Here is a 23,647-nt window from a genome sequence, read left to right as displayed (position 1 = left end):
CGCGCGGCAGCACCCGAATTATCAGGGATACGTGTAGGGTGGAGATGCACAACCGCTGGACTGTGTAGCAATAGGCTTTATCAAGACGCTTCATCTCGTCCACAGCCGCTGGTTGATTCCTCCTCCTGACTGAGTGCTTAGTAGCCACAGCAAGCAGGACGCGTACGTCGCGACGCCGGCCCACATTGGTCGCCATCGCTAGACACTGGAGTGTCCAACCACTCCTGACGCACCTGACACCGACCGTGAGAAGTCGTGTGTGCCGAACGCCGTTTCCGGCAGCCCGGAAACCGACGGTACTACATGAAAAGAATGCTGATTAACGCAACTCAACCCGAAGAGTTGCGTGTTGCACTGGTAGATGGCCAACGCCTCTACGACCTGGACATCGAATCCGGTGCACGCGAGCAGAAGAAGGCCAACATCTATAAAGGCCGGATTACTCGCATCGAACCAAGCCTAGAGGCTGCCTTTGTCGATTTCGGCTCCGAGCGCCACGGCTTCCTGCCCCTCAAAGAAATCTCCCGCGAATACTTCAAGAAAGCCCCCGAAGGCCGCGTCAACATCAAGGACGTCCTGACCGAAGGCCAGGAAGTCATCGTTCAGGTCGAAAAAGAAGAACGTGGCAACAAGGGCGCAGCCCTGACCACCTTCATCAGCCTGGCCGGTCGCTATCTCGTTCTGATGCCGAACAACCCGCGTGCCGGCGGTATCTCCCGTCGCATCGAAGGTGAAGAGCGCAACGAACTGCGTGAAGCCCTGAACGGCCTGGTTGCCCCGGCCGACATGGGTCTGATCGTGCGCACTGCCGGCCTGGGCCGCAGCAGCGAAGAAATGCAGTGGGACCTCGATTACCTGCTGCAACTGTGGACCGCTATCAAAGAAGCCTCGCTGGATCGCTCCGCGCCATTCCTGATCTACCAGGAAAGCAACGTGATCATCCGCGCCATCCGCGATTACCTGCGCCAGGACATCGGCGAAGTGCTGATCGACAGCGTTGAAGCCCAGGACGAAGCCCTGACCTTCATCCGCCAGGTGATGCCGCAGTACGCCAGCAAGATCAAGCTGTACGAAGACAGCGTTCCGCTGTTCAACCGTTTCCAGATCGAAAGCCAGATCGAGACCGCTTTCCAGCGCGTCGTCGAACTGCCTTCCGGCGGCTCCATCGTCATCGATCCGACCGAAGCCCTGGTGTCCATCGACATCAACTCGGCGCGCGCCACCAAAGGCAGCGACATCGAAGAAACCGCCCTGCAGACCAACCTTGAAGCCGCCGAAGAAATCGCCCGTCAGTTGCGCTTGCGCGACATCGGCGGCCTGATCGTCATCGACTTCATCGACATGACCCCTGCCAAGAACCAGCGCGCCGTGGAAGAGAAAGTCCGCGAATGCCTGGAAGCCGACCGCGCTCGCGTGCAAGTCGGTCGCATCTCGCGCTTCGGCCTGCTGGAAATGTCCCGTCAGCGCCTGCGTCCATCGCTGGGCGAAAGCAGCGGCATCGTTTGCCCGCGTTGCAACGGCACCGGCATCATCCGTGACGTTGAATCGCTGTCCCTGGCAATCCTGCGCCTGATCGAAGAAGAAGCCCTGAAAGACCGCACCGCCGAAGTTCGCGCCCAAGTGCCGATCCCGGTGGCCGCGTTCCTGCTCAACGAAAAACGCAACTCGATCACCAAGATCGAACTGCGCACCCGTGCCCGCATCGTCATTCTGCCGAACGACCACCTCGAAACGCCGCACTTCGAAGTTCAGCGTCTGCGTGATGACAGCCCGGAAGCCCACATCAACCAGTCCAGCTACGAAATCGCTGCTGCCGCTGCCGAAGTGGAAGAAGTCCAGCCCGCCGCTGCGACCCGCACCCTGGTTCGCCAGGAAGCCGCGGTCAAGACTGCACCGGCCCGCGCCAACGCTCCGGTCCCGACCGAAGTCGTCGCTGCCGCGCCTGTTGCAGCACCGGTTGCCGTGCCAGAGCCAAGCCTGTTCAAAGGCCTGGTGAAGTCGCTGGTCAGCCTGTTCGCGACCAAGGAAGAGCCTGCCGCTCCGGTTGTGGTTGAAAAACCAGCAGCCACCGAGCGTCCGGCCCGTAACGAAGAGCGTCGCAACGGTCGTCAGCAGAGCCGCAACCGTAACGGTCGCCGCGATGAAGAACGCAAGCCTCGTGAGGAACGTGCACCGCGTGAAGAACGCGCACCACGTGAGCCACGCGAAGAGCGTCAGCCACGCGAAGCCCGTGAAGAGACCACCGCTCCGGTCGTCGCTCGCGAAGAACGCGCACCACGCGCTCCTCGTGAAGAACGTGCACCGCGCGCTCCACGTGAAGACCGCAAGCCACGTGGCGACCGCGAAGAGCGTCCGGTACGTGAACTGCGTGAACCACTGGATGCCGCGCCTGCTGCGCCAGCCGCTGCCGCTGCCGTCGCTGCGACCGCTGAAGAGCGTCCAGCCCGTCAGCCACGCGAAGAACGCGCGCCACGCCCACCGCGTGAAGAGCGTCAACCACGTGCCGAGCAGGCTGCAGCCGCTGCCTCTGAAGAAGAAGTGCTGACCGGCGAAGAGCAACTGCAGGAAGAAGGGCAGGAAGGCGCCGAAGGCGATCGTCCACGCCGCCGCTCCCGTGGCCAGCGTCGTCGCAGCAACCGTCGCGAGCGTCAACGCGATGCCAACGGCAACGTGATCGAAGGTTCGGAAGAATCCGAGTCCGCCGAAGGCGAAGCCAACGAAACCAGCGAAGCACCAAGCGCTGCCGATCTGGCCGCCGGCCTGGCTGTTACCGCAGCCGTTGCCAGTACCGTGATCAGTGCTCCTGCCGAAGCCCAGGCTCACGAGCAAGCCGAACGCGCCACTGCTGCCGTGCAGGAAACTGCACCGGTAGAAGCGCCGGTCGTTGAAGCGACTACCCCGGTAGAAGCAACAACCGCTCCGGAAGTTGAAGTAGCGCCGGTTCGCGAAGCACAGCCTGAAGTTCAAGCTGCTGCCGAGCCTGCTTACGTTGCCGAGCCTGTGGTTGTCGCTGAATCGGTTGCCGAAACGTCGAGCGAAACCGTGACCGAAGCCGTTCGCGAAGTGCGTGAAGAGCAAACCGCGTTCAACTGGGTTGCCGAGCCGGTAGCCGCCGAGCCAGTCGTCGAAGCGCCAGCGCCAGTCGCTGAAGCCCCGGTCGCTGAAGCGAAGGTCTTCGAGCCAGTGGTTGCCACCGCCGAGCCTGCCCCGGTCGTCGAAGCCCCTGTTGCCGCCGAAGTGGCTGCACCGGTGGTCGAAGCCGCCCCTGTCAGCGCCCTGACCGAAAATGGCCGCGCGCCGAACGACCCGCGTGAAGTGCGTCGCCGCAAGCGTGAAGCCGAGCGTCTGCAGAAAGAAGCCGAACTGGCTGCCGCTGCTGCTCCGGCTGTCGCCGAGCCAGCACCGGTTGTTGCCGAAGTCGTCGAGGCAGCTCCTGCCCCGGTCGCTGAAGCCGCTGCCGAGCCGGTTGAATCCGTGATCGACGAAGCACCTCGCTCCGTTCAGGACGCGGTACAGCAACACGAACAAGCCCTGGAAAAAGAGCACGAGCCTAAACCCCTCGTCTGATTCCATCGGCCACTAAAAAGCCCCGCCTGGTGATCCAGGCGGGGCTTTTTTTATGCTGATTGCTTACCAGATTGCCGATCATTCCCACGCTCCGCGTGGGAATGCCTCTACGGACGCTCCGCGTTCGGCTTTGGATGGGACGCAGTGCGTCCCGGGCTGCATTCCCACGCAGAGCGTGGGAACGATCATCCAAACACTAACTTCTCAGGCACATCCACATCCCACAGCACACCGGGATCATCCACCGCGACTTCAACCACCCTGGCCTGCGCAAACAACGGCTTGGCCCCGCGATCACCGGCCAACGCCATCAATCCCGGCCCAAAGCGCCGGCCAAACCCCACCGGATGCCCAAACTCGCCCTCATGCACCGGCACGCTGATGCAATCCTCGGCAATCCCCGCCAGCACTTGCTCGATGCTCGACGGCAGGATAAACGGCATGTCCCCCAGCACAATCAACCAGCCACCCAGTTGCGCACAGGCCGCCACTCCAGCGGCAATGCTGTCGCCCATACCCGTGGACTCGATCAGCACAATCTCGAAGCCGTAAGCCTGAGCCATGCGAATCACCTGCGGGCGATCTGCGGTGGTCACCAGTACACGCCTCTCAAGGCTGACAGGCAGATTCACCAACACCTGCTCGATCACCGAACGCACAGCGCCATCGCGACCGGCACAGTCGGCCAGCAACTTGTCCTTTTCAGCCCCGGCGACCTGGCGAAACCGACTGCCCTGCCCCGCTGCCAGCACGATGACACCGATGGGCTCGCTCATACGCCCTCCCGCAACGGCTTCTTCTGCTTGAGTTCGACGCCGTTCTTGATCGCCACGATTTCGGCCAGCAGCGACAAGGCGATTTCCGCCGGGGTGTGGCTGCCGATGTGCAGGCCGATCGGGCCGTGCAGCCGCTCGATGGCCTGTTCTGACAAGCCTAGCTGAGCCAGGTTGTCCCGGCGCTTCAGGCTGTTGACCCGCGAACCCAGTGCGCCGACATAGAACGCCCTTGAATCCAGGGCGGTGAGCAGCGCCATGTCGTCCAGCCGTGGATCGTGGGTCAGGGCGACGATGGCGGTGCGTTCGTCGGTCTGAATGGCCAACACGGCGTCGTCGGGCATGCCCGGCACGAAACGACCGTGCTGTTCCTCCCAGCCGTAGACGAACTCGGTGCGCGGATCGCAGATCAGCACTTCGAAATCCAGCAGCCGCGCCATTTCCGCGACATAGCGCGACAGTTGCCCGGCGCCGATCAGCAACAAGCGCCAACGCGGACCGTAAATCGCGCGCAAGGTGCTGCCGTCAAAACTCAGCACGTCGGTCTTGTTCGCCGGCTGCAACACCACTTCACCGCTCGCCAGATCCAGCGAACGAGCGACGATTTCATGGGCTTCGCAGCGGGCCAGTAACTCGGCGACCCATGCCGGATCGCCGACGCGCTCTTCGGTCAGACGCAGTGTTCCGCCACACGGCAAACCAAACCGCGCCGCCTCCTCACGGGTAACGCCATAGGTGATCAACTGCACGGGCGGCCCGTCGGCCGGGATGCGGCCGTCGTGCAACCGGGCAATCAAATCGTCCTCGACACAACCGCCCGACACCGAGCCGATCACCACGCCGTCTTCACGCAAGGCCAACATGGCGCCAGGCGCCCGGGGCGCGGTGCCCCAGGTCTGGACCACGCTGTACAACACCACCCGCTGACCGGCGCGGCGCCATTCGAGCACGCTGCGCAAGACGTTCAGATCGACGCTGTCCATCAGGCGTCAGCCTTCTGCCAACCCTGCAACTGATAGCGAACCGGCAGGCTGCGGATGCGTTTGCCGGTGGCGGCAAAGATCGCGTTGCACAGCGCCGGCGCAATCGGCGGCACGCCCGGCTCACCGACCCCGCCCAACGGCACGTCGCCCGGTGGCGTGACCAGATGCACCGCAACTTCCTTCGGCGCCAGGGACATGCGCGCCACTTCGTACATGTGGAAGTTGTCCTGCTGGACCTTGCCGTCCTTGAAGCTGATTTCGCCAAGTACCGCGTTGCCCAGGCCCATGACGCAGGCGCCTTCGAACTGCGAACGAATGCGTTCGGGATTGATCTGCGGACCGCAATCCACGGCGATGTCAGCCTTGTGCACGATCAGGGTGCCGTCGTCTTTGACTTCGACCTCAATCACCGCCGCCACATAGGTGACGAAGCTGTAATGCACCGCCAATCCCAGGCCTCGACCCTTGGGCAGCGTGCGCCCCCAACCGGCAGCCTTGGCGGCGGTTTCGAGCACCGTGCGCAGCCGTGCGGTGTCGATCGGATAACGCTCGGGGGATTCGCCGTAGTTCCACTCTTCACTCAAAGTGCGCGGATCGATCTGACGGTCCGGGCCGAGCAATTTGATCTGGTACTTCAGCGGATCCTGCTTGGCCTTGTGGGCCAATTCATCAACGAAGGTCTGAATCGCGAAGCCGTGGGGAATGTTCGACACCGAGCGATACCAGCCGACCCGGGTGTGCACCGTCGCTTCGGGGTTTTCCAGGCGCACGTTGGGAATCGCGTAGGCCATGTTGGTGAAGCCCATGCCCAACTCGAACGCGGCCTCGTGGTTCATGCCCGGGGCGAACAACGCGGTGATGCTTGGCGCCACGGTGCGGTGCAACCAGCCGGAGGGCATGCCGTCCTTGTCGAGGCTGGCCTTCAGGTACTCGGCGGACACGGTGTGGAAGTACGAGCAATGGATGTCGTCTTCACGGGTCCATTGCACGCGCACGGCCTTGCCGGGGAATTCCTTGGCGAGGATCGCTGCTTCGACGACGAAATCCGGCTTCGATTTACGCCCGAAACCACCGCCCAACAAGGTGACATTGAAGGTGACGTTATCGAACGGCAGGCCGAGGCGTTCGCCAATCCTCTCGCGGGTGACTTGCGGTGCCTGGCTTGGCGCCCAGGCTTCGCACACGCCGTCTTTAAAGCGGGCGATGGCGACCATCGGCTCCATCGGCGCCTGGGCCAGGTGCGGCAGATAGTAGGACGCTTCGAGGGTGCTGCCAGCGCCGGCCAGGGCCTTGTCGATGTCTCCGGTATTGCGCACCACTTTGCCCGGTTTGAGCGAGGCGGCTTCCAGCTCCTTGCGATAGGCGACCGAGTCGTAACTGGCATTGGGGCCGTCGTCCCACTCGATTTTCAAGGCTTCGCGGCCCTTGATCGCGGCCCAGGTGTTGCTGGCGACCACGGCCACACCGCCCAATGGCTGGAACTCCGAGGGCAGCGGACGGCTTTCAATCTGCAAGACCTTGATCACACCAGGGACCTTCAGCGCCGCGCTGTCATCCACGGACTTGACCTTGCCGCCATATACCGCCGGACGGGCAATCGTGGCGTAGAGCATGCCGTCGAAATGCACATCGGCGCCGTAGATCGCACGACCGTTGACGATGTCGGCACCGTCGATGGCGCGTACGCCTTCCTTGCCGATGTAGCGAAATTCCGACGGTTGCTTGAGTCGCAGGCTGTCACGGGCCGGCACCGCCAGCGCACCGGCCGCGGCGGCCAATTCGCCATAACCGAGTTCGCGTTTAGTGGGTTGGTGAATGACCTTGTGCAACTGCGCATGGCATTCGCCAACCGGGACTTTCCACTGCTCGGCGGCGGCCTGTTCCAGCATGGTCCGCGCGGCAGCACCGCAGCGGCGCATCGGCTCGTACCAGTGACGCATGCTGCGCGAGCCGTCGGTGTCCTGGTTGCCGAAGCGCACTTCATCACCCGGCGCCTGTTGCACCTTGACCAGCGCCCAATCGGCGTCCAGTTCATCGGCCACCACCATGCTCAGACTGGTGCGCACGCCCTGGCCCATTTCCGACCGGTTGCACACCACAGTCACCGTGCCATCAGCGGCGATGCTGACGTAGACCTTCGGATCATCGATCCAGCCGTTGGGCATGCCGTCGGCGCCGAATTTCTTCGGCTTGTCTTCAGCGAAAGCATCCTGCCAGCCCCAACTGGCGGCGAGTACCAGCGCACTGGTGGCGCCGACGCCTTTGAGAAAGCCGCGACGGCTGAGGTTGCTCAGGGCGAAATCATTCGGGAGCTGGCTCATGCCTTGGCCTCCTTCAGATGAGTGGAGGCCTGACGAATGGCGGTCTTGATGCGGTTGTAGGTGCCGCAGCGGCAAATATTGCCGACCATCGCTTCTTCGATCTGCTCATCGCTGGGGTTGGGGTTGGTCTTGAGCAATGCCGTGGCCGACATGATCTGCCCGCCCTGGCAGAAACCGCACTGGGCCACGGCGGTGTCGAGCCAGGCTTGCTGGACGATTTGCCCGACCGGGTCGGCGTGCAGGTTGTCGATGGTGCGCACGTCCTGGCCCACGACCGAGCCAATCGGCGTGATGCAACTGCGCGCAGGCAAGCCGTCGATATGGATGGTGCAGGCACCGCACAGGCCCATGCCGCAGCCGAATTTGGTGCCGTTGTAACCGGCCACGTCGCGGATTGCCCAGAGCAGCGGCATATCCTCGGTCACATCGAGTGGATGGTCTTGGCCATTGAGTTTCAGGGTAATCATGGGCACGCCCGCATAGTGTCAGGGTTATGGGGTCGAGCAATCTGCCGCCGGGGGTTGGCGGTGGGTTCACGCAGATCGGCTCAGGCTAATGGGCTCTCTTATGCAGACGGTAGTGTCTGCATCGGGCCTTTGGTGGAGCAAATGCTTGCATCGTTAGGGGGCTAAGTTAACCCAGCATTAACAAAAAAGCCCTGCTGAGACAGGGCTTTTTTAGCTGCAGGTTTTAAGCTGCAAGCTTCAAGTCGAAGCAGAGCAGCACACGCTATTAGGATTGTAGCTTGCGGCTTGAAGCTTGAAGCTTGCCGCTAATAGCGGTTCGGCTCCATTTCCAGCTCGACGCGGAATCGTTGCCAAATGTCGGCCTGGATCCGTTGCGCCAGCGCCAGCAGTTGCAGGCCGGTCGCGCCGCCGTAGTTGACCAGCACCAGCGCCTGCAATTTATGCACGCCGGCATCAGCCTCGCGGAAACCTTTCCAACCGGCCTTCTCGATCAGCCAGCCCGCCGCCAGTTTCATCTGCCCGTCCGGTTGTGCGTAGGCCACCAGATCCGGGTATTCCACCTTGAGCCGGGTCACCAGCGCCGCCGGCACCAACGGGTTTTTGAAGAAGCTGCCGGCATTGCCGAGCACCGCCGGGTCCGGGAGCTTTTCGCCGCGGATGCTGCAAATCGCTTGGCTGACATCGGTTGGTGTCGGGTGGTCGATGCCTTGCTCGGTCAGGCGCTGACGCACCGGGCCGTATTCCAGATGCAGGTGCGCGGTGCGGTTCAGGGTGAACCGGACCCGCAGAATCAACCAACGCCCCGGCTGCTGTTTGAACAGGCTGTCGCGGTAGGCGAAGTTGCATTCTTGCAGGGTGAAGTCGCGCAGCTCGCCGGTCTGGCGATCGAGCGCAGTGAGGCCGGCGAACACGTCCTTGATCTCGACGCCGTAGGCGCCGATGTTCTGCATCGGTGCCGCGCCCACGGTGCCGGGGATCAGGCTGAGGTTCTCCAGCCCCGACAATCCCTGGGCCAAGGTGTGTTGCACAAACGGATGCCAAGGCTCGCCGGCCTCGGCTTCGATCACCACCTGGCTGCCGTCATCGCTGAGTACGCGAATGCCACGGGTGGCCATGCGCAGCACCAAGGCCTGGATATCCGCGGTCAGCAGCAAGTTGCTGCCACCGCCGATCACCAACAGCGGCAGGGCGTTCGAAGCGGCATAGGCCAGGGCTTCACGCACTTCGGCGTCGCTGTGGGCTTCGGCAAACCGCTGTGCCCGCACATCCACGCCAAAACTGTTGAACGGCTTGAGGGAAACCCCGGATTGGACCAGCAAACTCATAACCGCCCCTTCAGCTCGACCACCAGTAAATCACTGGCGCGCTCGATCAAATCCAATACTTGCTCGAAGCCCTGGTCGCCGTCGTAGTACGGGTCCGGCACCTCGTCGATCTCAGAGGCATAACGACGCAGGAACAGGTCCAGTTCGGCCTTGCCCTTGGCCGGTTGCAGGGCCTTGAGGTTGCGCAGGTTGCTGTTGTCCATCGCCAGGATCAGGTCGTACGTGGCGAAATCCGCACGGCTGACTTGCTGGGCGCGCTGGGCTGACAGGTCATAGCCGCGCAGTTTGGCCGCGGCCTGGCTGCGCTTGTCCGGGGCCTTGCCGACGTGCCAGTCACCGGTGCCGGCGGAGGCCACTTCGACTTGATCGGCCAGCCCGGCCTCGCGCAGCTTGTGCCGCAGCACCCCTTCAGCCGTGGGCGAACGGCAGATGTTGCCCAGGCAGACGAACAGAACCCGCATCAGGCCTCCAGCAGGCGACGAACGCGCTCAAGGTCTTCGACGGTGTCAACGCCGTGGGGCGGTGCAATCAACGCGTCGGCGACGTGAATCCGCACGCCGTGCCACAGGGCACGCAGTTGTTCCAGGGATTCGGTGTTTTCCAGCCAGCACGGGCCCCAGCTGACAAAGTCATGCAGGAAACCGGCGCGGTAGGCATAGATGCCAATGTGGCGGCGATACGGCACGCCTTCGGGCAGGTGCTCGCGGCTTTTGGCCAGTGCATCCCGGGCCCACGGCAAGGTGGCGCGACTGAAGGTCAGCGCCAGGCCATTGAGGTCGCTGACCACTTTGACCACGTTGGGATTGAACAGGCTTTCCACGTCTTCGATCGGCTCGGCCAACGTGGCCATGCGCGCTTCGGTGTGGGCAGCGAGGTTGGCGGCAACCTGATCGATCACGCTCGGCGGGATCAGCGGTTCGTCACCCTGGACATTGACCACGATCGCATCGGGGCCCAGGCCCAGTTTCGTCGCGACTTCGGCCAGACGGTCGGTGCCGGAATTGTGGTCTTCGCGGGTCAGCACCACTTCGGCGCCAAACCCCTTGCAGGCCTCGACGATGCGCGCATCGTCCGTCGCCACCACCACCCGTTGGGCGCTGCTTTTGCTCGCCTGTTCCCAGACGTGCTGGATCATCGGCTTGCCAGCGATCAGCAGCAGCGGTTTGCCCGGCAAACGGGTGGAGGCGTATCGCGATGGAATGACAACGGTAAAGGCTGTGGTCATTTATCCAGGCGCTCGTCGGTGGTCAGGGTGCGGGCTTCGGTTTCGAGCATCACCGGGATGCCGTCGCGAATCGGGTAGGCCAGGCCAGCGCCCTTGCTGATCAGTTCGGTCTTGTCGGCGCTGAGCTTGAGCGGGCCTTTGCAGACCGGGCAAGCGAGGATGTCGAGCAATTTGGTGTCCATGAGCATTCCCTGGATAAAACGGTTTTAAGGCAAAAGACGAGCCGGCAACAGGCGCATCAGCTGCGTATCGAACCAGGCCACGAAGGCCGGCGATGGCACAGCATCGACCGCCAGGTACCACCAATCGGCGGCGGCAAAGGCACGGCACTTCACCGCATCCTTTTCGGTCATCACCAACGGCAATGACGGTGTGAAATTCAAGGCCTGCACGCTGTACTCGGCGTGGTCGGCAAATGCGTGGGGTATTGGCCGCCAGTGTAGCGTTTCGAGGGTGGTGAAGAAACGCTGGGGATTGCCGATTCCGGCCACGGCGTGCAGGGCCTGGCCTTGGGCAAAGTGATCCAGTGGCTTGCGTTCGCCGCTTTTCAGATTGAGCAGCGCGGTGGGTTTTAGCTGGAAGGCAAAACCGTCGTCGCGATCAGTGGCGGCGCCGTTGTACAACACCGCGTCGACGCTTTGCAGGCGTTCGATCGGCTCACGCAACGGCCCGGCGGGCAGGCAGCGCTTGTTGCCCAGGCCACGGGCGGCGTCGATCAGCACCAGCTCGAGGTCGCGGGCCAATCGATAATGCTGCATGCCGTCGTCGGACAGGATCAGATCCAGCGGTTCACTGGCGAGCAAGGCTTTGACGGCGCTGCTGCGATCCGGGTCGATCATCAACGGCACACCGGTGCGCTGGACGATCAGCAAAGGCTCATCACCGGCGATGTCGGCACCTTGATCGGCCTCGACCCGCCATGGCAGTTGCGGCGGTTTGGCCCCGTACCCACGGCTGACCACGCCGACCCTCAATCCGTGGCGCTGGCAATGTTCGATCATCCACAGAATCAGCGGCGTCTTACCCGTACCGCCGACGGTGATATTACCCACGACGATCAGCGGCACCGGCGGCTGGTAAATCTCACCCTCGCCCGCCAGAAAACGCTTGCGCTTGCCCGTGACCACGCGCCGATACAGCCATTCCAGCGGCTGCAACAGCTTCAGGGCCGGATGACCGGCATACCACGCGGCGAGCAAACGATCGGACATGGCCATCAGGGCGCGGGCGCCGCCTCGACCGTAGTCATGCGCAAGTGGCTGAAACCGAGCTTGCCGGCGGCGTCCATGGCAGTGATAACGGATTGATGCTGGGTCTTGCCGTCGGCACTGATGGACAGCGGCAGGTTGGTGTCGCCGTTGGATTCTTTCTGCATCGCGTCCATCAGGCTGGCCAGGTCATTCTTCGGCAACAACTGATTGTTGACCGAAAACACGCCCTCGGCGCTGATGGCGACATCCAGTTGCTTGACCTGCTGGTCTTCAGCCGGCGAACCGCTGACCGCTTCCGGCAGTTCGACACGCAACTGGGTTTCCCGGGTAAAGGTGGTGGTCACCACGAAAAACAGCAGCAGGACAAACACCACGTCGATCAGCGACACGAGATTGATGTCTATGTTTTCCCGTTGCTTGCGGCGGAATTTCACGCTTTTTTGCCCTCGGACAGGTCCACGTCACGGTCGCCCTGCACCACTTCAACCAGCTTGATCGCTTCCTGCTCCATCTCCACCACCAGCTCATCGATGCGCCGTTGCAGGAACCGGTGGAAAAAGACCGACGGGATACCGACGATCAGGCCCGAAGCCGTGGTGATCAAGGCCTTGGAAATACCGCCGGCCAGCACGGCGGCGTTGGTGGTCATGCCCGTGCCCATGAACGAACTGAAGATATCGATCATGCCCAGCACCGTCCCCAGCAACCCGAGCAATGGGGCCATGGCGGCGATGGTGCCCAGCGCATTGATGTAGCGTTCCAGCTCGTGGATGACCCGGGCGGCAGCTTCTTCAATGCACTCTTTCATGATCTCGCGACCATGCTTGGAGTTGGCCAGGCCGGCGGCGAGGATTTCGCCCAGCGGCGAGTTGGCGCGCAGTTCCTTGAGCTTTTCTTTATTGAGTTGTTTGTCTTTGATCCAGACCCAGACCTGCCCGAGCAAATGCTCCGGGGTCACACGGCTGGCGCGCAGGGTCCACAGGCGTTCGGCAACGATCGCCATGGCCACGATGGAACTCAGGATGATCGGAATCATCATCCATCCGCCGGATTTAACCAATTCCCACACAGTGACAGTCCCCTCGAAAAAGTGCGCCACTCTAACATAGGGGGTCGGCGCACCGAAGACCGGGATGTCGCATCCCGTCTGGCGGGTCATTTGTTCATCGCCGGCGCATCGCGCCAGAAGCGCCGTTGTTGACGCATCGTTCGCGGGGGCTCGAAGTTTCCCAGCAGCAGACGGACGGCTCCATGCTCGACGCTGTCGTAGATGCGCAGGCCACGCTTGCGATAGCGCGCCATCACCGTGGGATGGGGGTGGCCGAAGGAATTGCCGTGACCTCGGGAAATCAGCACGGCGTTGGGTTGCAGTGCGCTGAGCAGCACCATGGAGGAGGAACTGCGGCTGCCGTGGTGCGGCGCCGCCAACCAATCGGTGGGCTGCGCCAAAGGGCTGTCGAGCAATGCCCGTTCGGCGTGGGTGTCGATATCACCGGTCAGCAGCAAGCGTTCGCCATGGGCTTCGATCTGCAGGACACAGGACTTCTGATTGCTCTCGCTGGCCGAGGACCATTGCCAGAGCTGAAACGTCACGCCATCCCAGGTCCATTGCCGGCCGCTCTCGCAGCCTTCGGCTTGTAATTCGACGGGCAGCGCCAATGGATCGCCACTGATCACCCGCGTGACTGGCAGCCCTTCGTTGATTGCACGAGCGCCGCCAGCATGGTCGGCGTCGGCATGACTGATCAACATCACGTCGAGGCCGCGTATGCCCAGTTTGCGTAATGACGGCAGTACCACGCGCTCGCCAAGGTCGAAATCACCGAAACGCGGGCCGGCGTCATACAGCAGCGTGTGCTGGCGAGTGCGCACAAGGATTGCCAGGCCCTGGCCGACATCCAGTTGCCAGATCTCGGCCAGGCCTTCGGGCACTTCCTCGCGCGGCGGGAAGACCAGCAGCAACAGCATCGGCCAACCCAACGGACGCAATGGCACGCCTCGGGGCATCAATAATAGAAAGGCGCCCAATACGCCGATGGCTCCGACCCATAACGGCACCGCCACCGGCACCCACGCGGGCAACTGATTCGCCATCAACGCCAGCCCCTTGAACAGCAAGTCGATCAGACCACCCGCCAGCCACAGCAACCCTTCCCCCACGTAGGGCACCGACAACAGCAAGGTCCCGAGCAACGCTGGCGGCAACACCAGCAGACTGATCCACGGCACCGCCAGCAGATTGACCAGCGGCCCGCTGACACTTATCGGTAATCCCAGCACCAGCAGCACCGGACAGAGGCCGATCGCGATCAACCATTGGGCGCGGGTCCAGGTTTGCCACCAGCGCCAGGGGCCGAGCCGGCCGCCAAAGGTAAAAATCAGCACCGCCACAGCGGCAAAGGACAACCAGAAACCCGGCTGTAGACTCGCCAGCGGATCCAGCAACAGAACGCCATCGAGCGCCAGCAACAGCGGCCACCAGGCACCTAGATGGCGAAAACGCAGGCGCCACAACAGCACCAGACCGATCATCACGCAGGCCCGTCGCACCGGCACTTCGAACCCGGCCAGCAGTCCGTAACCGAGGGCTGCCCCAAACGCCAGCCCACAGGCCCACGGCAGCCAGGGCCAGCGTCCGGGCCACAGGCCATAACGGGCCAGCCCGGCGATCAGCAAATATACGGAGCCAGCGAGCAAACCGATGTGTTGCCCGGAAATCACCAACAGGTGCACGGTGCCGGTGTCTTGCAACACCTGCCAGTCCTCGCGGCTCAACCCGGCGCCATCGCCCAGCACCAACGCCGCCAATGCCCCCGCTCGCCCTTGGGCATCGACACTGAGCAAACGCTGGCGGATACCGTCGCGCCAGGCCCAGCGGGCAGGTGAAAGGCGTTGGCCATCCTTGACCGTGCCAGTGGCGCCGATGCCCTGAGCCAGCAGCCAGGCGTCGTAGTCGAAGGCATGGGGATTGAGCAGCCCGGTCGGGCGCTTCAACTTCACCGCCAGGCGCCAGCGCTCGCCGCTGTTGACCGGCGGCCCGTCGTACCAGGCCAGGCGCATCAGCGACGGCACCTTGCCGTGTCGCGAGCGCGCGTCCGCCAATTCGAAACGCACGACCGCTTCATTGTTTTGCGGCAATCCGGTTATCCGACCTTCAACCCAGCGGGTTTCGCCGTCCAGTCCCGCCGACAATCGATCATTCAGTGCCAACTGCGCCTGACCACAGGCCCAACTGAAACCGAACAGGAAAAACGCCAACGGATACGTGCGAAACGGCAGCAGCATCAACGCCACCACCGGCAGCAACAGCCAAAACCAGACCGGCGGTAAAACCGGTAAAAAACGCAGCGCCAGCAACCCGAGCGCCAGCGCCACCATCCCTGTGCGCATAAGCCCGTCCTTGAGAGTCCCTTTTCAAGGCATAGCCGGTTGATCGCACGGCCGTCGTTATCAATTGTCACAAAGTCTGAATAGGCCACTCATAGAATCCAGACATACTTGCCGCCTTAACCGACCGAGAAGCCTTATGCCCCGGCGCTTATTCAAACGCTACATGCCAGACCCGACCAGCATCAGGGAACACAAATCCTTACGCTTTCTCGGCACGCTGCTGCATGACCCCAACCTCTGGCACCTCAATCGTCATTCGGTGGCCCGGGCGATGGCGGTCGGCCTGTTCGCAGCGTTCCTGCCGATTCCCCTGCAAATGCTATTGGCCGCGATCCTCGCGATCATGGTTCGCGGCAATATGCCGATTGCGGTCAGCCTGGTCTGGCTGACCAACCCGATCACCATGCCTGCGGTGTTTTTCTGCACGTACCAGACCGGTGCGTGGCTGATGGATGTGCCCGCCCGGCATCTGCCCGATGAGTTGACCTGGGAGTGGATCAGCAGCCAGCTCTCGACATTGTGGCAACCGTTTTTGCTCGGGTCGGTGGTGACGGGGTTGGTGCTGGGCGCCCTCGCCTATTGCCTGACGATGATGTATTGGCGGTGGTGGGTGGGACGGCAGTGGGCGCGGCGCAGGAAAAACCGGATGTGAGAATGCAAAACGGCCTCCGCTTGGGAGGCCGTTCTTTTTGTGGTGTCTGGACGGGCGCCTTCGCGGGCAAGCCGCGCTCCTACAGGGTTGCGTCGTTCGCGTATCGGCAAACGACACAAAACCTGCAGGAGCGAGGCTTGCCCGCGAAAGCCGCGACGCAGTCCTGGATCAGGTCCGCATCCCGCGCCCACTCACCAGCAACCGCGCACAACCGATGTACAAGGCCACGGTCGCGACCAGCATGAAGGTGATCGCCACGCTGATCTTGATGTCCGAAACACCGAGGATGCCGTAACGGAAGGCGTTGACCATGTGCAGCACCGGGTTGGCCAGGGACACGGTCTGCCAGAACGGCGGCAGCAAGGAGATCGAGTAGAACACCCCGCCCAGATACGTCAGTGGCGTGAGCACGAAAGTCGGGATGATAGAAATGTCATCGAAGTTGCGCGCAAACACCGCGTTGATAAAGCCCAGCAGCGAAAAGATCGTTGCGGTCAGTACCACCACCAGGATGGTCACGCCCAGGTGATGCACCTGCAAATCGGTGAAAAACAGCGACAGGATGGTCACGATAATCCCGACCATCAACCCGCGCAGTACGCCGCCCAGGGTGTAGCCGATCAGAATCGTGTGCGGCGACACCGGCGACACCATCAATTCCTCGATGGAGCGCTGGAACTTGCTGCCGAAGAAACTCGACACCACGTTGCCGTAGGAGTTGGTGATCACCGACATCATGATCAGCCCCGGCACGATGTACTCCATGTAGGTGAAGCCACCCATGCCGCCAATCTGCTTGCCGATCAGGTTACCGAAGATCACGAAGTACAGAACCATAGTGATCGCTGGCGGCAGCAAGGTCTGCGGCCAGATCCGGGTGAAGCGCTTTACCTCGCGGTAAACGATGGTATTGAGGGCAACGAGGTTGGGTTGCAGCTCGGAACTCATACCGCCACCTTCGACAGATTTTTCTCCACCAGGGACACGAACAACTCCTCAAGGCGATTGGTTTTGTTACGCAGGCTCAGCACTTCGATGTTCTGCTGCGCCAACTGGGTGAACAGCGCGGTGATGCCCATGGCTTTGTCGACCTGGACTTCCAGGGTATGACCGTCGAGCAGTTTGGTCGGGTAGCCGAGCAACTGCGGGACCACATTCAGGGTGTTCTTGATGTCGAGCAGGAAGGTTTCCACATGCAGCTGGCCAAGCAACTGCTTCATGCTGGTGTTCTCGACGATGGTGCCGTGGTCGATGATCCCGATGTTGCGACACAACTGCTCAGCCTCTTCCAGGTAATGGGTGGTGAGGATGATGGTGATGCCTTTCTGGTTAAGCTCGGTGAGGAAGGTCCACATCGAGCGACGCAATTCGATGTCCACCCCCGCCGTCGGTTCGTCGAGGATCAGCAGGCGCGGCTCGTGAACCAGGGCGCGGGCGATCATCAAGCGACGTTTCATGCCGCCAGACAGCGAACGCGACGGCACATCGCGTTTGTCCCACAGGCCCAGTTGCGTCAGGTATTGCTCGGCGCGTTCCTTGGCGATTTTCGGCGGGATGCCGTAGTAACCGGCCTGGGTCACGACGATGTCGAAAGTCTTTTCGAACTGGTTGAAGTTGAATTCCTGGGGCACCACGCCGATGGAGCGCTTGAGTTGCGCAGGATTCTTGTCCAGGTCGTGACCGAAGATATTCACCGTGCCCGTGGTCTTGTTCACCAGGGTCGAGAGAATGCCGATGGTCGTGGATTTGCCGGCGCCGTTAGGGCCGAGCAAGGCGAAAAAGTCACCTTCGGCGACGTCCAGATCGATACCACTCAAGGCCTGGAAACCGTTGCCGTAGGTTTTGGTTAGCTGCCGGATGGACAGAGCGGAACTCATATCGGGATACGCACCAAGAAGGGAGGAAAGGAATAAATAAGGGCGGGCGGCGATCAATACAACCACGGCGCACGAGCGCAATGGTGCTTGTCGCCGCCACACAAGTACAGTCAAGTGTGTCGATAGTGAGTATTAAGTCAACGCGGTCATGACGGCTTTCTGATACGCCGGGCGCTGTTTCAATCGTGCATACCAGGCTTCCAGATTCGGCTGTGGCGCCCGCTCGATCGGCATCTCGAACCAGGCATAAATGAAGCTGCCGAGGGGAATGTCGCCCATGCCGATTTCATCGCCGGACAGGTAGGGCTTGGCAGCCAGCGCCTGATCGGCCATCGCTAGCAGATCGTTGCATTCCTTGATCGCCGCGTTGATGGCGGACCAGTCCTGCTGCTCTTTCGGCGTGCGCAACACGCCCCAGAACACAGTGCGGAACGGGCCGGCGAAGCTCGACGTGGTCCAGTCCATCCATTTATCGGCGGATGCCCGGGCCTGGATATCTTGCGGATACCAGTGCGTTTCGTTGGCATGCCGCGCCATCAGGTAACGCACGATGGCGTTGGATTCCCACAGCACGAAACCGTCGTCCTGGATCACCGGCACCCGGCCATTGGGGTTCATCGCCCGGTACTGCGGCGTGTCCACCACACCGAACGCACCGCCGGCATCGATGGCTTCATAGGCCAGGCCAAGTTCCTCGGCGGCCCACAGTGGCTTCCTGACATTCGACGAGTTTTTCCGACCCCAGATCTTCAGCATGACCGCCTCTTTATGGATGAATGCGCTGGCAGCATACGCCGGATCAGGCGCGACTCAAATCACTCTGCATGTCCCCCAACAGCACCGGCAGTTGTTCGCCGAAGAGGTGCGGGTAGCACTTTTCCAGGTGCGCGAAAAAGAACGCTTCGGGCACATCAGGGAACTGGCCATGGTCCACCAGGTATTCCATCAACGGCGCGCCGTCGCGGTTGAAGGGATGGAAAACGCTGTCGTTGATGCCATCGAATTCCAGCGGCGCCACATTGAACAACTCGCACAATCCTTGATTGAACGCCGGCGTGGCTTTGACCCAGCGTCCGTTCAGGTACAGCTCGGTATAACCGTGCATGGCGAACACGTCGCTCTTAAGCAGTTCGAGCAGGCGCGGGGTCGACAGGTGATTACGCACGTCCGCCAGGCCAATGCGCGCCGGGATCCCGCAATGCCGGGCGCACCCGGCCAGCAACGTGGCCTTGGGCACGCAATAACTTTCGCCGGTCGCCAAGGCGTAACTGCCGCGCAAGGTGTCTGGGTCGCGGCTGAACGTGTAGGGGTTGTAGCGCACGGCCTCGCGCACGGCGTAATAGAGGCTGATCGCCTGCTCGCGCGGATCGCGACTGGCACCGCGATGTTTTTCAGCGAACTCCACCACCGCAGGGTGGTCACTATCGATGAAGCGGCCGGGACGCAGATACTCGTGCATGAGGTCGATCTCCTGGGGGAGCCTCGAGTCTAACGACACCTTCAGCACAGAGATAACGACGATTCGGCCAAACATGGGCGCTTTGCCGCTCACCTTGCGAACGATTTCCGAGGCCGGTTGCCAACAGGTCTTACAAAACCCATCCAAGGTTTCCCACGATTTCAATCACATTGCTCTGACCACCCGAAATGGCGGATGCCGTCTAAGCTCTGAACGTTGGTTTTGCCCTGGTTTCACGGAGGATTAAATATGCTGTTGTTGTGGATACTGGTTCTGATCGTCGGCATCGCCTATTTGGCCCACCGCCGCATCTCCCCGCTGCCGGCCTTGTGCATCGTTGCGGTCTATGTCGTTGCGATGGGCGCCTTCAGCCATGCACCGGGCTGGCTGCTGCTGGTGCTCTGGGTGCTGATCGCCGCCGTTGCGGCACCGCTATTGCTGCCTGACCTGCGCCGCAAATACTTCAGCGCGCCGCTGTTCAGCTGGTTCCAGAAAACCCTGCCGCCGATGTCGCAAACCGAGCGCGACGCCATCGATGCCGGCACGGTCTGGTGGGACGGTGAGCTGTTCAGCGGCCGTCCGGACTGGGACAAATTGCTGTCCTATCCCAAAGCGCAACTGAGCGAAGAGGAACAGGCCTTTATCGATGGCCCGACCGAAGAACTCTGCGCCATGGTCAGCGACTGGCAGATCGGCCAGGACATGGACCTGCCGCCGGAAGCCTGGGCCCATATCAAGGAAAACGGCTTCTTTGCGCTGATCATTCCCAAGGAATTCGGTGGCAAAGGCTTCTCCGCCTACGCCCACTCCCAGGTGGCGATGAAACTGGCGACCCGCAGCGGCGACCTCGCCTCCACCGTGATGGTGCCCAACTCCCTCGGCCCTGCCGAACTGCTGCTGCATTACGGCACCGACGAACAGCGCAACCATTACCTGCCGCGACTGGCTCGCGGCGATGACATTCCGTGTTTCGCCTTGACCGGTCCGCTGGCCGGCTCCGACGCCGGAGCGATGCCCGACACCGGGGTAATCTGCAAAGGCGAATGGGAAGGCCAGGAAACCCTGGGCCTGCGCCTGAACTGGGAAAAGCGCTACATCACGCTCGGCCCGGTGGCCACCCTGCTCGGCCTCGCGTTCAAGGCCTACGACCCGGATCATCTGCTAGGTGACAAGGAAGACCTGGGCATCAGCCTGGCGCTGATTCCGACTGACACCGCCGGCGTTGAAATCGGCCGCCGTCACCTGCCCCTCGGCGCCGCGTTCATGAACGGCCCGAACTCGGGCAAGGATGTGTTCATTCCCTTGGACTTCCTCATCGGTGGCCAGGAAATGCTCGGCAAAGGCTGGATGATGCTGATGAACTGCCTGTCGGTGGGGCGTTCGATTTCCCTGCCGGCGGTGGGCACGGGCGCGGCGAAGTTCACCAGCCTGGTGACCGGCCAATATGCCCAGGTGCGTGAGCAATTCAATGTGCCGCTGTCTGCCTTCGAAGGCATTCAGGAAGCCATGGCCCGTATCGGCGGTAACGCCTGGATGATGGACGCCGCGCGCATGCTCACCGCCAACGCGGTGGACCTGGGCGAGAAGCCGTCGGTGCTGTCGGCGATTCTCAAGTATCACCTGACCGAACGCGGCCGCGAGTGCATCAGCCACGCCATGGATGTGCATGGCGGCAAGGCGATCATCATGGGGCCGAACAACTACCTGGGTCGCAGCTGGAATGGCGCGCCGATCTTCATCACCGTAGAAGGCGCGAACATCCTTTCGCGCAACCTGATGATCTTCGGCCAGGGCGCGATTCGCTGCCATCCGTTCGTCCTCAAAGAAATGGCCCTCGCCGGCCGTGAAGACAAGGATCAAGCGCTTACCGAGTTCGATGGCCTGCTGCTCAAACACATCGGTTTTGCGGTGAGCAACGCCGCCAGCACCCTGGTGCTGAACCTCGGTTTCGGTCATTTCGAACGGGCGCCGGGCAACTCCCTTAGCCAAGGTTACTTCCGCGCCCTCAACCGTCAGGCCGCCGCCTTCGCCATGCTCGCTGACTTGAGCATGATGCTGCTCGGTGGCGAACTGAAACGTCGCGAACGCCTGTCGGCACGCCTGGGGGATGTGCTCAGCAACATGTATCTCGCCTCCGCTGCACTCAAGCGTTATCACGACCTCGATTCGCCAGACCATATGGCGCCGCTGTTTATCTGGGCCATGGAAGAAAGCCTGGGCCAGTCCGAGCGCGCATTGGATGAACTGCTGAGCAACTTCCCGAACAAGGTGTTGGGTTGCCTGCTGCGGGTGATCGTGTTCCCGTTCGGTCGTCGGCACAAAGGACCATCGGACAAACTTGGCGCCGAAGTGGCAGCGGTTATCGGCCGGGCCAAGGGTGATCCGACCCTCGAAGAGTTGCTCGGCGGTTGCTACCGTCCGCAATCCGCCGATGACGCCGTCGGTGCCCTGCAACACGCCTGCAACCTGTTGAGCGCGGCGCAACCGTTGCAGAAAAAACTGCACGTGGCGCTCAAGAGTGGCCAGGTCAAACCGGCTGCCGGGGAGCACGCCATCGATGCGGCACTGGAAGCCGGGGTTTTGCAACCGGGCGAGGCGCAGTCCCTGCGTGACGCCGAAGTGGCGCGACGCAAGGTGATCGATGTCGATGATTTCGACAAGGATGAACTGGCGCTGGCCGACGGAAAGGTCCGCTGATCCTGTAAAAACAGGCGTGGGAGCTTTATACTCCCGCGCCCGTTTTGCTCTTGAGGACTTATCTCGTGTCCAATGTCGTTGCCGATCATCTCGTCTTGCTGGACCACTTGCGCAGCATCCTGGTCGCCGTAGGTGAGGCCGAACAGGTTCCCGAAGAAAGCCATGCCTTGTTCCTGGAGCGCTTCGACGAATTGCGTGCGTTGCTGCCGGTCGATCCGATCGAAAGCCAGTACCTGGGCCAGGACATTCTTTGCCAGGTCATCACCCGCTACCCGCAAATCGCCCACTTGGTGCCGCGCGACCTGCTGTGGTACTTCGCCGGCGACTGCCTGCACTACATGCCTGATGATGAAATCGAGTTGTATCAGGCGCTGGAAGAACGTCGTTTCGAAGCGGAACAGAACGACGAACCGTTCGACTGGAACCAGGAAAAGCAGCTGCTGGCGATGTCGCAGGACGACAGCAAGCACTGATCCCGGATCAGGAACGCAAAAGGCCCGCATGGTGATTCATGCGGGCCTTTTTTTGTGGCATTTGTGAGGACGCCTTCGCGGGCAAGCCTCGCTCCTGCACGGGACCGCGTTCTCCTGTAGAAGCGAGGCTTGCCCGCGAAGAGGCCCGTCAAAGCAACCCATCACTCTCCGGCAACTCATACTCCGCCGCGACCGTGTTCAAGGCACCCGGTTTACCCGGCTTGCTCAAGGTTGGCTCCTTCTCCAGACACTCCACCAGATAATCGATAAACACCCGCAGCTTGGGCGGCAAGTAGCGCGTCGGTGAATGCAGCAACCACGCACCGCCATGGTAGGACGCCAGAAACGTCCAGTCCGGCAACACCTGCACGATCAACCCCTGCTCCAGCGCATACCGGGCGGTGAAGTACGGCAAGCTGCCAATCCCGATGTGCTGCAACACCGCGCCCAGTCGCACGCCAGTGTGATTGGCCGCGTAACGCCCGCGCACGCCGACAGTCACGGCTTTGCTGCCTTTCTTGAATTTCCAGCGTGCATCGCTCGGGGTTTCGCCCAGGTAGATGCAACTGTGATTGAGCAAGTCGTGGGGATGGGCCGGCGTTCCGTGTTCGGCCAGGTATTGCGGGGTTGCGCAGAGCAAGTGGTCGATGGTCAGCAACTGTCGCCCGACCAGTCCTGCGGGCGGGCAATTGGTAATGCGGATCGCCAGGTCGACGTTGTCATCGATCAAATCCACCTGCCGGTCTTCGAGCAGCAACTCCACATCCAATTTGGGATAACGCCGCAGAAATTCCGGCATATGCGGGTGAATCACAAATCGGCCCACGGCCTTGGGCACGCTGACCCGCACCAGTCCTTCGGCCTCGTGGGTGAACTGGCCGCTGATTTCCATCACCGACTTGGCCGCGCTGACCATCTCCTGGCAACGCTTGAACACCTCTTCGCCACCATCGCTCAGGCGCAGCTTGCGCGTGGTGCGTTGCAGCAAGCGGGTGGCCAGGGCTTTTTCCAGGCGCGAGATGCTGCGGCTGACCGCCGAGGGCGATGAACCCAGCTGACGTGCCGCTTCGGAAAAGCTGCCGGTCTCGACAACCTTGACGAAAATCGCCATCTCACCCAAAAGCGGCAGCGGTAGATTTATGCTCACAGCGCAACAGTCCTTTGATGATTGAACGGATTATCACGCAATTCCACGCTTCATATAATAAAAATAGAAACTTTAATAAG

General features: G+C 61.8%; 21 protein-coding genes. 4 read left to right on the top strand and 17 right to left on the bottom strand.

Annotation, left to right across the window (positions count from 1 at the left end):
* Nucleotides 1-303 precede the first annotated feature (303 nt).
* On the top strand, nucleotides 304-3,567 hold the full coding sequence (gene rne / locus ACZ89E_RS00530) for a ribonuclease E (RefSeq protein WP_476254629.1): 3,264 nt from the start codon (nucleotides 304-306) through the stop codon (nucleotides 3,565-3,567).
* A 185-nt stretch (nucleotides 3,568-3,752) separates the two neighbouring features.
* On the opposite strand, the gene ACZ89E_RS00525 is transcribed toward rne, so the two are convergent.
* From ACZ89E_RS00525 to ACZ89E_RS00470, 12 genes are all read right to left on the bottom strand, one after another.
* Nucleotides 3,753-4,343 (bottom strand): nucleotidyltransferase family protein, encoded by a 591-nt coding sequence (locus tag ACZ89E_RS00525; RefSeq protein ID WP_476254628.1) that lies wholly within the window; start codon nucleotides 4,341-4,343, stop codon nucleotides 3,753-3,755.
* A complete protein-coding gene (locus ACZ89E_RS00520; RefSeq protein WP_149659985.1) occupies nucleotides 4,340-5,323 on the bottom strand; it encodes an XdhC family protein in 984 nt (327 codons plus the stop codon). Before ACZ89E_RS00520 ends, ACZ89E_RS00525 begins: the two co-directional genes overlap by 4 nt.
* Nucleotides 5,323-7,644: a xanthine dehydrogenase family protein molybdopterin-binding subunit gene (locus ACZ89E_RS00515; RefSeq protein ID WP_463258173.1), complete on the bottom strand. Its 2,322-nt coding sequence runs from the start codon at nucleotides 7,642-7,644 to the stop codon at nucleotides 5,323-5,325. Before ACZ89E_RS00515 ends, ACZ89E_RS00520 begins: the two co-directional genes overlap by 1 nt.
* Nucleotides 7,641-8,111: a (2Fe-2S)-binding protein gene (locus ACZ89E_RS00510; RefSeq protein WP_149659983.1), complete on the bottom strand. Its 471-nt coding sequence runs from the start codon at nucleotides 8,109-8,111 to the stop codon at nucleotides 7,641-7,643. Before ACZ89E_RS00510 ends, ACZ89E_RS00515 begins: the two co-directional genes overlap by 4 nt.
* 305 nt (nucleotides 8,112-8,416) lie before the next feature.
* Nucleotides 8,417-9,436, bottom strand: coding sequence for a UDP-N-acetylmuramate dehydrogenase (gene murB / locus ACZ89E_RS00505; RefSeq protein ID WP_476254627.1), 1,020 nt, complete (start codon nucleotides 9,434-9,436; stop codon nucleotides 8,417-8,419).
* Nucleotides 9,433-9,897: a low molecular weight protein-tyrosine-phosphatase gene (locus ACZ89E_RS00500; RefSeq protein ID WP_149659981.1), complete on the bottom strand. Its 465-nt coding sequence runs from the start codon at nucleotides 9,895-9,897 to the stop codon at nucleotides 9,433-9,435. Before ACZ89E_RS00500 ends, murB begins: the two co-directional genes overlap by 4 nt.
* The gene (gene kdsB / locus ACZ89E_RS00495) at nucleotides 9,897-10,661 is read right to left on the bottom strand and encodes a 3-deoxy-manno-octulosonate cytidylyltransferase (RefSeq protein ID WP_476254626.1); all 765 of its coding nucleotides are present in this window, start codon (nucleotides 10,659-10,661) and stop codon (nucleotides 9,897-9,899) included. The genes ACZ89E_RS00500 and kdsB overlap by 1 nt, the downstream gene beginning before the upstream one ends.
* A complete protein-coding gene (locus tag ACZ89E_RS00490; protein WP_007945752.1) occupies nucleotides 10,658-10,843 on the bottom strand; it encodes a Trm112 family protein in 186 nt (61 codons plus the stop codon). Before ACZ89E_RS00490 ends, kdsB begins: the two co-directional genes overlap by 4 nt.
* A gap of 24 nt (nucleotides 10,844-10,867) precedes the next feature.
* Nucleotides 10,868-11,878 carry a tetraacyldisaccharide 4'-kinase gene (lpxK, locus tag ACZ89E_RS00485; RefSeq protein WP_476254625.1) on the bottom strand — a complete coding sequence of 337 codons (1,011 nt, stop codon included), beginning with the start codon at nucleotides 11,876-11,878 and terminating at the stop codon, nucleotides 10,868-10,870.
* Nucleotides 11,878-12,306 carry an ExbD/TolR family protein gene (locus tag ACZ89E_RS00480; RefSeq protein ID WP_133838401.1) on the bottom strand — a complete coding sequence of 143 codons (429 nt, stop codon included), beginning with the start codon at nucleotides 12,304-12,306 and terminating at the stop codon, nucleotides 11,878-11,880. Before ACZ89E_RS00480 ends, lpxK begins: the two co-directional genes overlap by 1 nt.
* On the bottom strand, nucleotides 12,303-12,941 hold the full coding sequence (locus tag ACZ89E_RS00475) for a MotA/TolQ/ExbB proton channel family protein (protein WP_178129169.1): 639 nt from the start codon (nucleotides 12,939-12,941) through the stop codon (nucleotides 12,303-12,305). The genes ACZ89E_RS00480 and ACZ89E_RS00475 overlap by 4 nt, the downstream gene beginning before the upstream one ends.
* Nucleotides 12,942-13,027: 86 nt before the next feature.
* Complete coding sequence (locus ACZ89E_RS00470) at nucleotides 13,028-15,262, bottom strand: DNA internalization-related competence protein ComEC/Rec2 (protein ID WP_476254624.1); 2,235 nt, start codon at nucleotides 15,260-15,262, stop codon at nucleotides 13,028-13,030.
* Nucleotides 15,263-15,398: 136 nt separating this feature from the next.
* Here ACZ89E_RS00470 and ACZ89E_RS00465 point away from each other — a divergent pair, with 136 nt between their 5' ends.
* Complete coding sequence (locus ACZ89E_RS00465; RefSeq protein WP_149659977.1) at nucleotides 15,399-15,914, top strand: DUF2062 domain-containing protein; 516 nt, start codon at nucleotides 15,399-15,401, stop codon at nucleotides 15,912-15,914.
* A gap of 168 nt (nucleotides 15,915-16,082) precedes the next feature.
* Here ACZ89E_RS00465 and ACZ89E_RS00460 read toward each other — a convergent pair whose 3' ends face one another.
* From ACZ89E_RS00460 to ACZ89E_RS00445, 4 genes are all read right to left on the bottom strand, one after another.
* Nucleotides 16,083-16,862, bottom strand: coding sequence for an ABC transporter permease (locus ACZ89E_RS00460; protein WP_123407003.1), 780 nt, complete (start codon nucleotides 16,860-16,862; stop codon nucleotides 16,083-16,085).
* Nucleotides 16,859-17,791: an ABC transporter ATP-binding protein gene (locus tag ACZ89E_RS00455; RefSeq protein WP_149659976.1), complete on the bottom strand. Its 933-nt coding sequence runs from the start codon at nucleotides 17,789-17,791 to the stop codon at nucleotides 16,859-16,861. The genes ACZ89E_RS00460 and ACZ89E_RS00455 overlap by 4 nt, the downstream gene beginning before the upstream one ends.
* A gap of 132 nt (nucleotides 17,792-17,923) precedes the next feature.
* Nucleotides 17,924-18,547, bottom strand: a complete 624-nt coding sequence (locus tag ACZ89E_RS00450; RefSeq protein WP_463258180.1) for a glutathione S-transferase family protein — start codon at nucleotides 18,545-18,547, stop codon at nucleotides 17,924-17,926.
* A gap of 43 nt (nucleotides 18,548-18,590) precedes the next feature.
* The gene (locus tag ACZ89E_RS00445; protein WP_476254623.1) at nucleotides 18,591-19,250 is read right to left on the bottom strand and encodes a transglutaminase-like domain-containing protein; all 660 of its coding nucleotides are present in this window, start codon (nucleotides 19,248-19,250) and stop codon (nucleotides 18,591-18,593) included.
* A gap of 249 nt (nucleotides 19,251-19,499) precedes the next feature.
* Between ACZ89E_RS00445 and ACZ89E_RS00440 the strand changes: the two genes are divergently transcribed.
* Entirely contained in the window at nucleotides 19,500-21,947 is a 2,448-nt protein-coding gene (locus ACZ89E_RS00440; protein WP_463258182.1) for an acyl-CoA dehydrogenase, read from the top strand.
* Nucleotides 21,948-22,012: 65 nt separating this feature from the next.
* Nucleotides 22,013-22,420: a PA2817 family protein gene (locus ACZ89E_RS00435; protein WP_149659972.1), complete on the top strand. Its 408-nt coding sequence runs from the start codon at nucleotides 22,013-22,015 to the stop codon at nucleotides 22,418-22,420.
* A 148-nt stretch (nucleotides 22,421-22,568) separates the two neighbouring features.
* On the opposite strand, the gene ACZ89E_RS00430 is transcribed toward ACZ89E_RS00435, so the two are convergent.
* Nucleotides 22,569-23,567, bottom strand: coding sequence for a LysR family transcriptional regulator (locus tag ACZ89E_RS00430; RefSeq protein WP_476254622.1), 999 nt, complete (start codon nucleotides 23,565-23,567; stop codon nucleotides 22,569-22,571).
* Nucleotides 23,568-23,647 lie beyond the last annotated feature (80 nt).

Source organism: Pseudomonas sp. TE3899, assembly GCF_056279105.1.
The sequence above is the reverse complement of the archived record's forward strand: the minus strand, read 5'-3'. Positions and strand labels throughout refer to the sequence as shown.

Bases quoted from the DNA above. Each gene is read 5' to 3' on its own strand.
- rne (WP_476254629.1), top strand. From the start codon at position 304: ATGAAAAGAATGCTGATTAACGCAACTCAACCCGAAGAGTTGCGTGTT.
- ACZ89E_RS00525 (WP_476254628.1), bottom strand. From the start codon at position 4,343: ATGAGCGAGCCCATCGGTGTCATCGTGCTGGCAGCGGGGCAGGGCAGT.
- ACZ89E_RS00520 (WP_149659985.1), bottom strand. From the start codon at position 5,323: ATGGACAGCGTCGATCTGAACGTCTTGCGCAGCGTGCTCGAATGGCGC.
- ACZ89E_RS00515 (WP_463258173.1), bottom strand. From the start codon at position 7,644: ATGAGCCAGCTCCCGAATGATTTCGCCCTGAGCAACCTCAGCCGTCGC.
- ACZ89E_RS00510 (WP_149659983.1), bottom strand. From the start codon at position 8,111: ATGATTACCCTGAAACTCAATGGCCAAGACCATCCACTCGATGTGACC.
- murB (WP_476254627.1), bottom strand. From the start codon at position 9,436: ATGAGTTTGCTGGTCCAATCCGGGGTTTCCCTCAAGCCGTTCAACAGT.
- ACZ89E_RS00500 (WP_149659981.1), bottom strand. From the start codon at position 9,897: ATGCGGGTTCTGTTCGTCTGCCTGGGCAACATCTGCCGTTCGCCCACG.
- kdsB (WP_476254626.1), bottom strand. From the start codon at position 10,661: ATGACCACAGCCTTTACCGTTGTCATTCCATCGCGATACGCCTCCACC.
- ACZ89E_RS00490 (WP_007945752.1), bottom strand. From the start codon at position 10,843: ATGGACACCAAATTGCTCGACATCCTCGCTTGCCCGGTCTGCAAAGGC.
- lpxK (WP_476254625.1), bottom strand. From the start codon at position 11,878: ATGGCCATGTCCGATCGTTTGCTCGCCGCGTGGTATGCCGGTCATCCG.
- ACZ89E_RS00470 (WP_476254624.1), bottom strand. From the start codon at position 15,262: ATGCGCACAGGGATGGTGGCGCTGGCGCTCGGGTTGCTGGCGCTGCGT.
- ACZ89E_RS00465 (WP_149659977.1), top strand. From the start codon at position 15,399: ATGCCCCGGCGCTTATTCAAACGCTACATGCCAGACCCGACCAGCATC.
- ACZ89E_RS00460 (WP_123407003.1), bottom strand. From the start codon at position 16,862: ATGAGTTCCGAGCTGCAACCCAACCTCGTTGCCCTCAATACCATCGTT.
- ACZ89E_RS00455 (WP_149659976.1), bottom strand. From the start codon at position 17,791: ATGAGTTCCGCTCTGTCCATCCGGCAGCTAACCAAAACCTACGGCAAC.
- ACZ89E_RS00450 (WP_463258180.1), bottom strand. From the start codon at position 18,547: ATGCTGAAGATCTGGGGTCGGAAAAACTCGTCGAATGTCAGGAAGCCA.
- ACZ89E_RS00445 (WP_476254623.1), bottom strand. From the start codon at position 19,250: ATGCACGAGTATCTGCGTCCCGGCCGCTTCATCGATAGTGACCACCCT.
- ACZ89E_RS00440 (WP_463258182.1), top strand. From the start codon at position 19,500: ATGCTGTTGTTGTGGATACTGGTTCTGATCGTCGGCATCGCCTATTTG.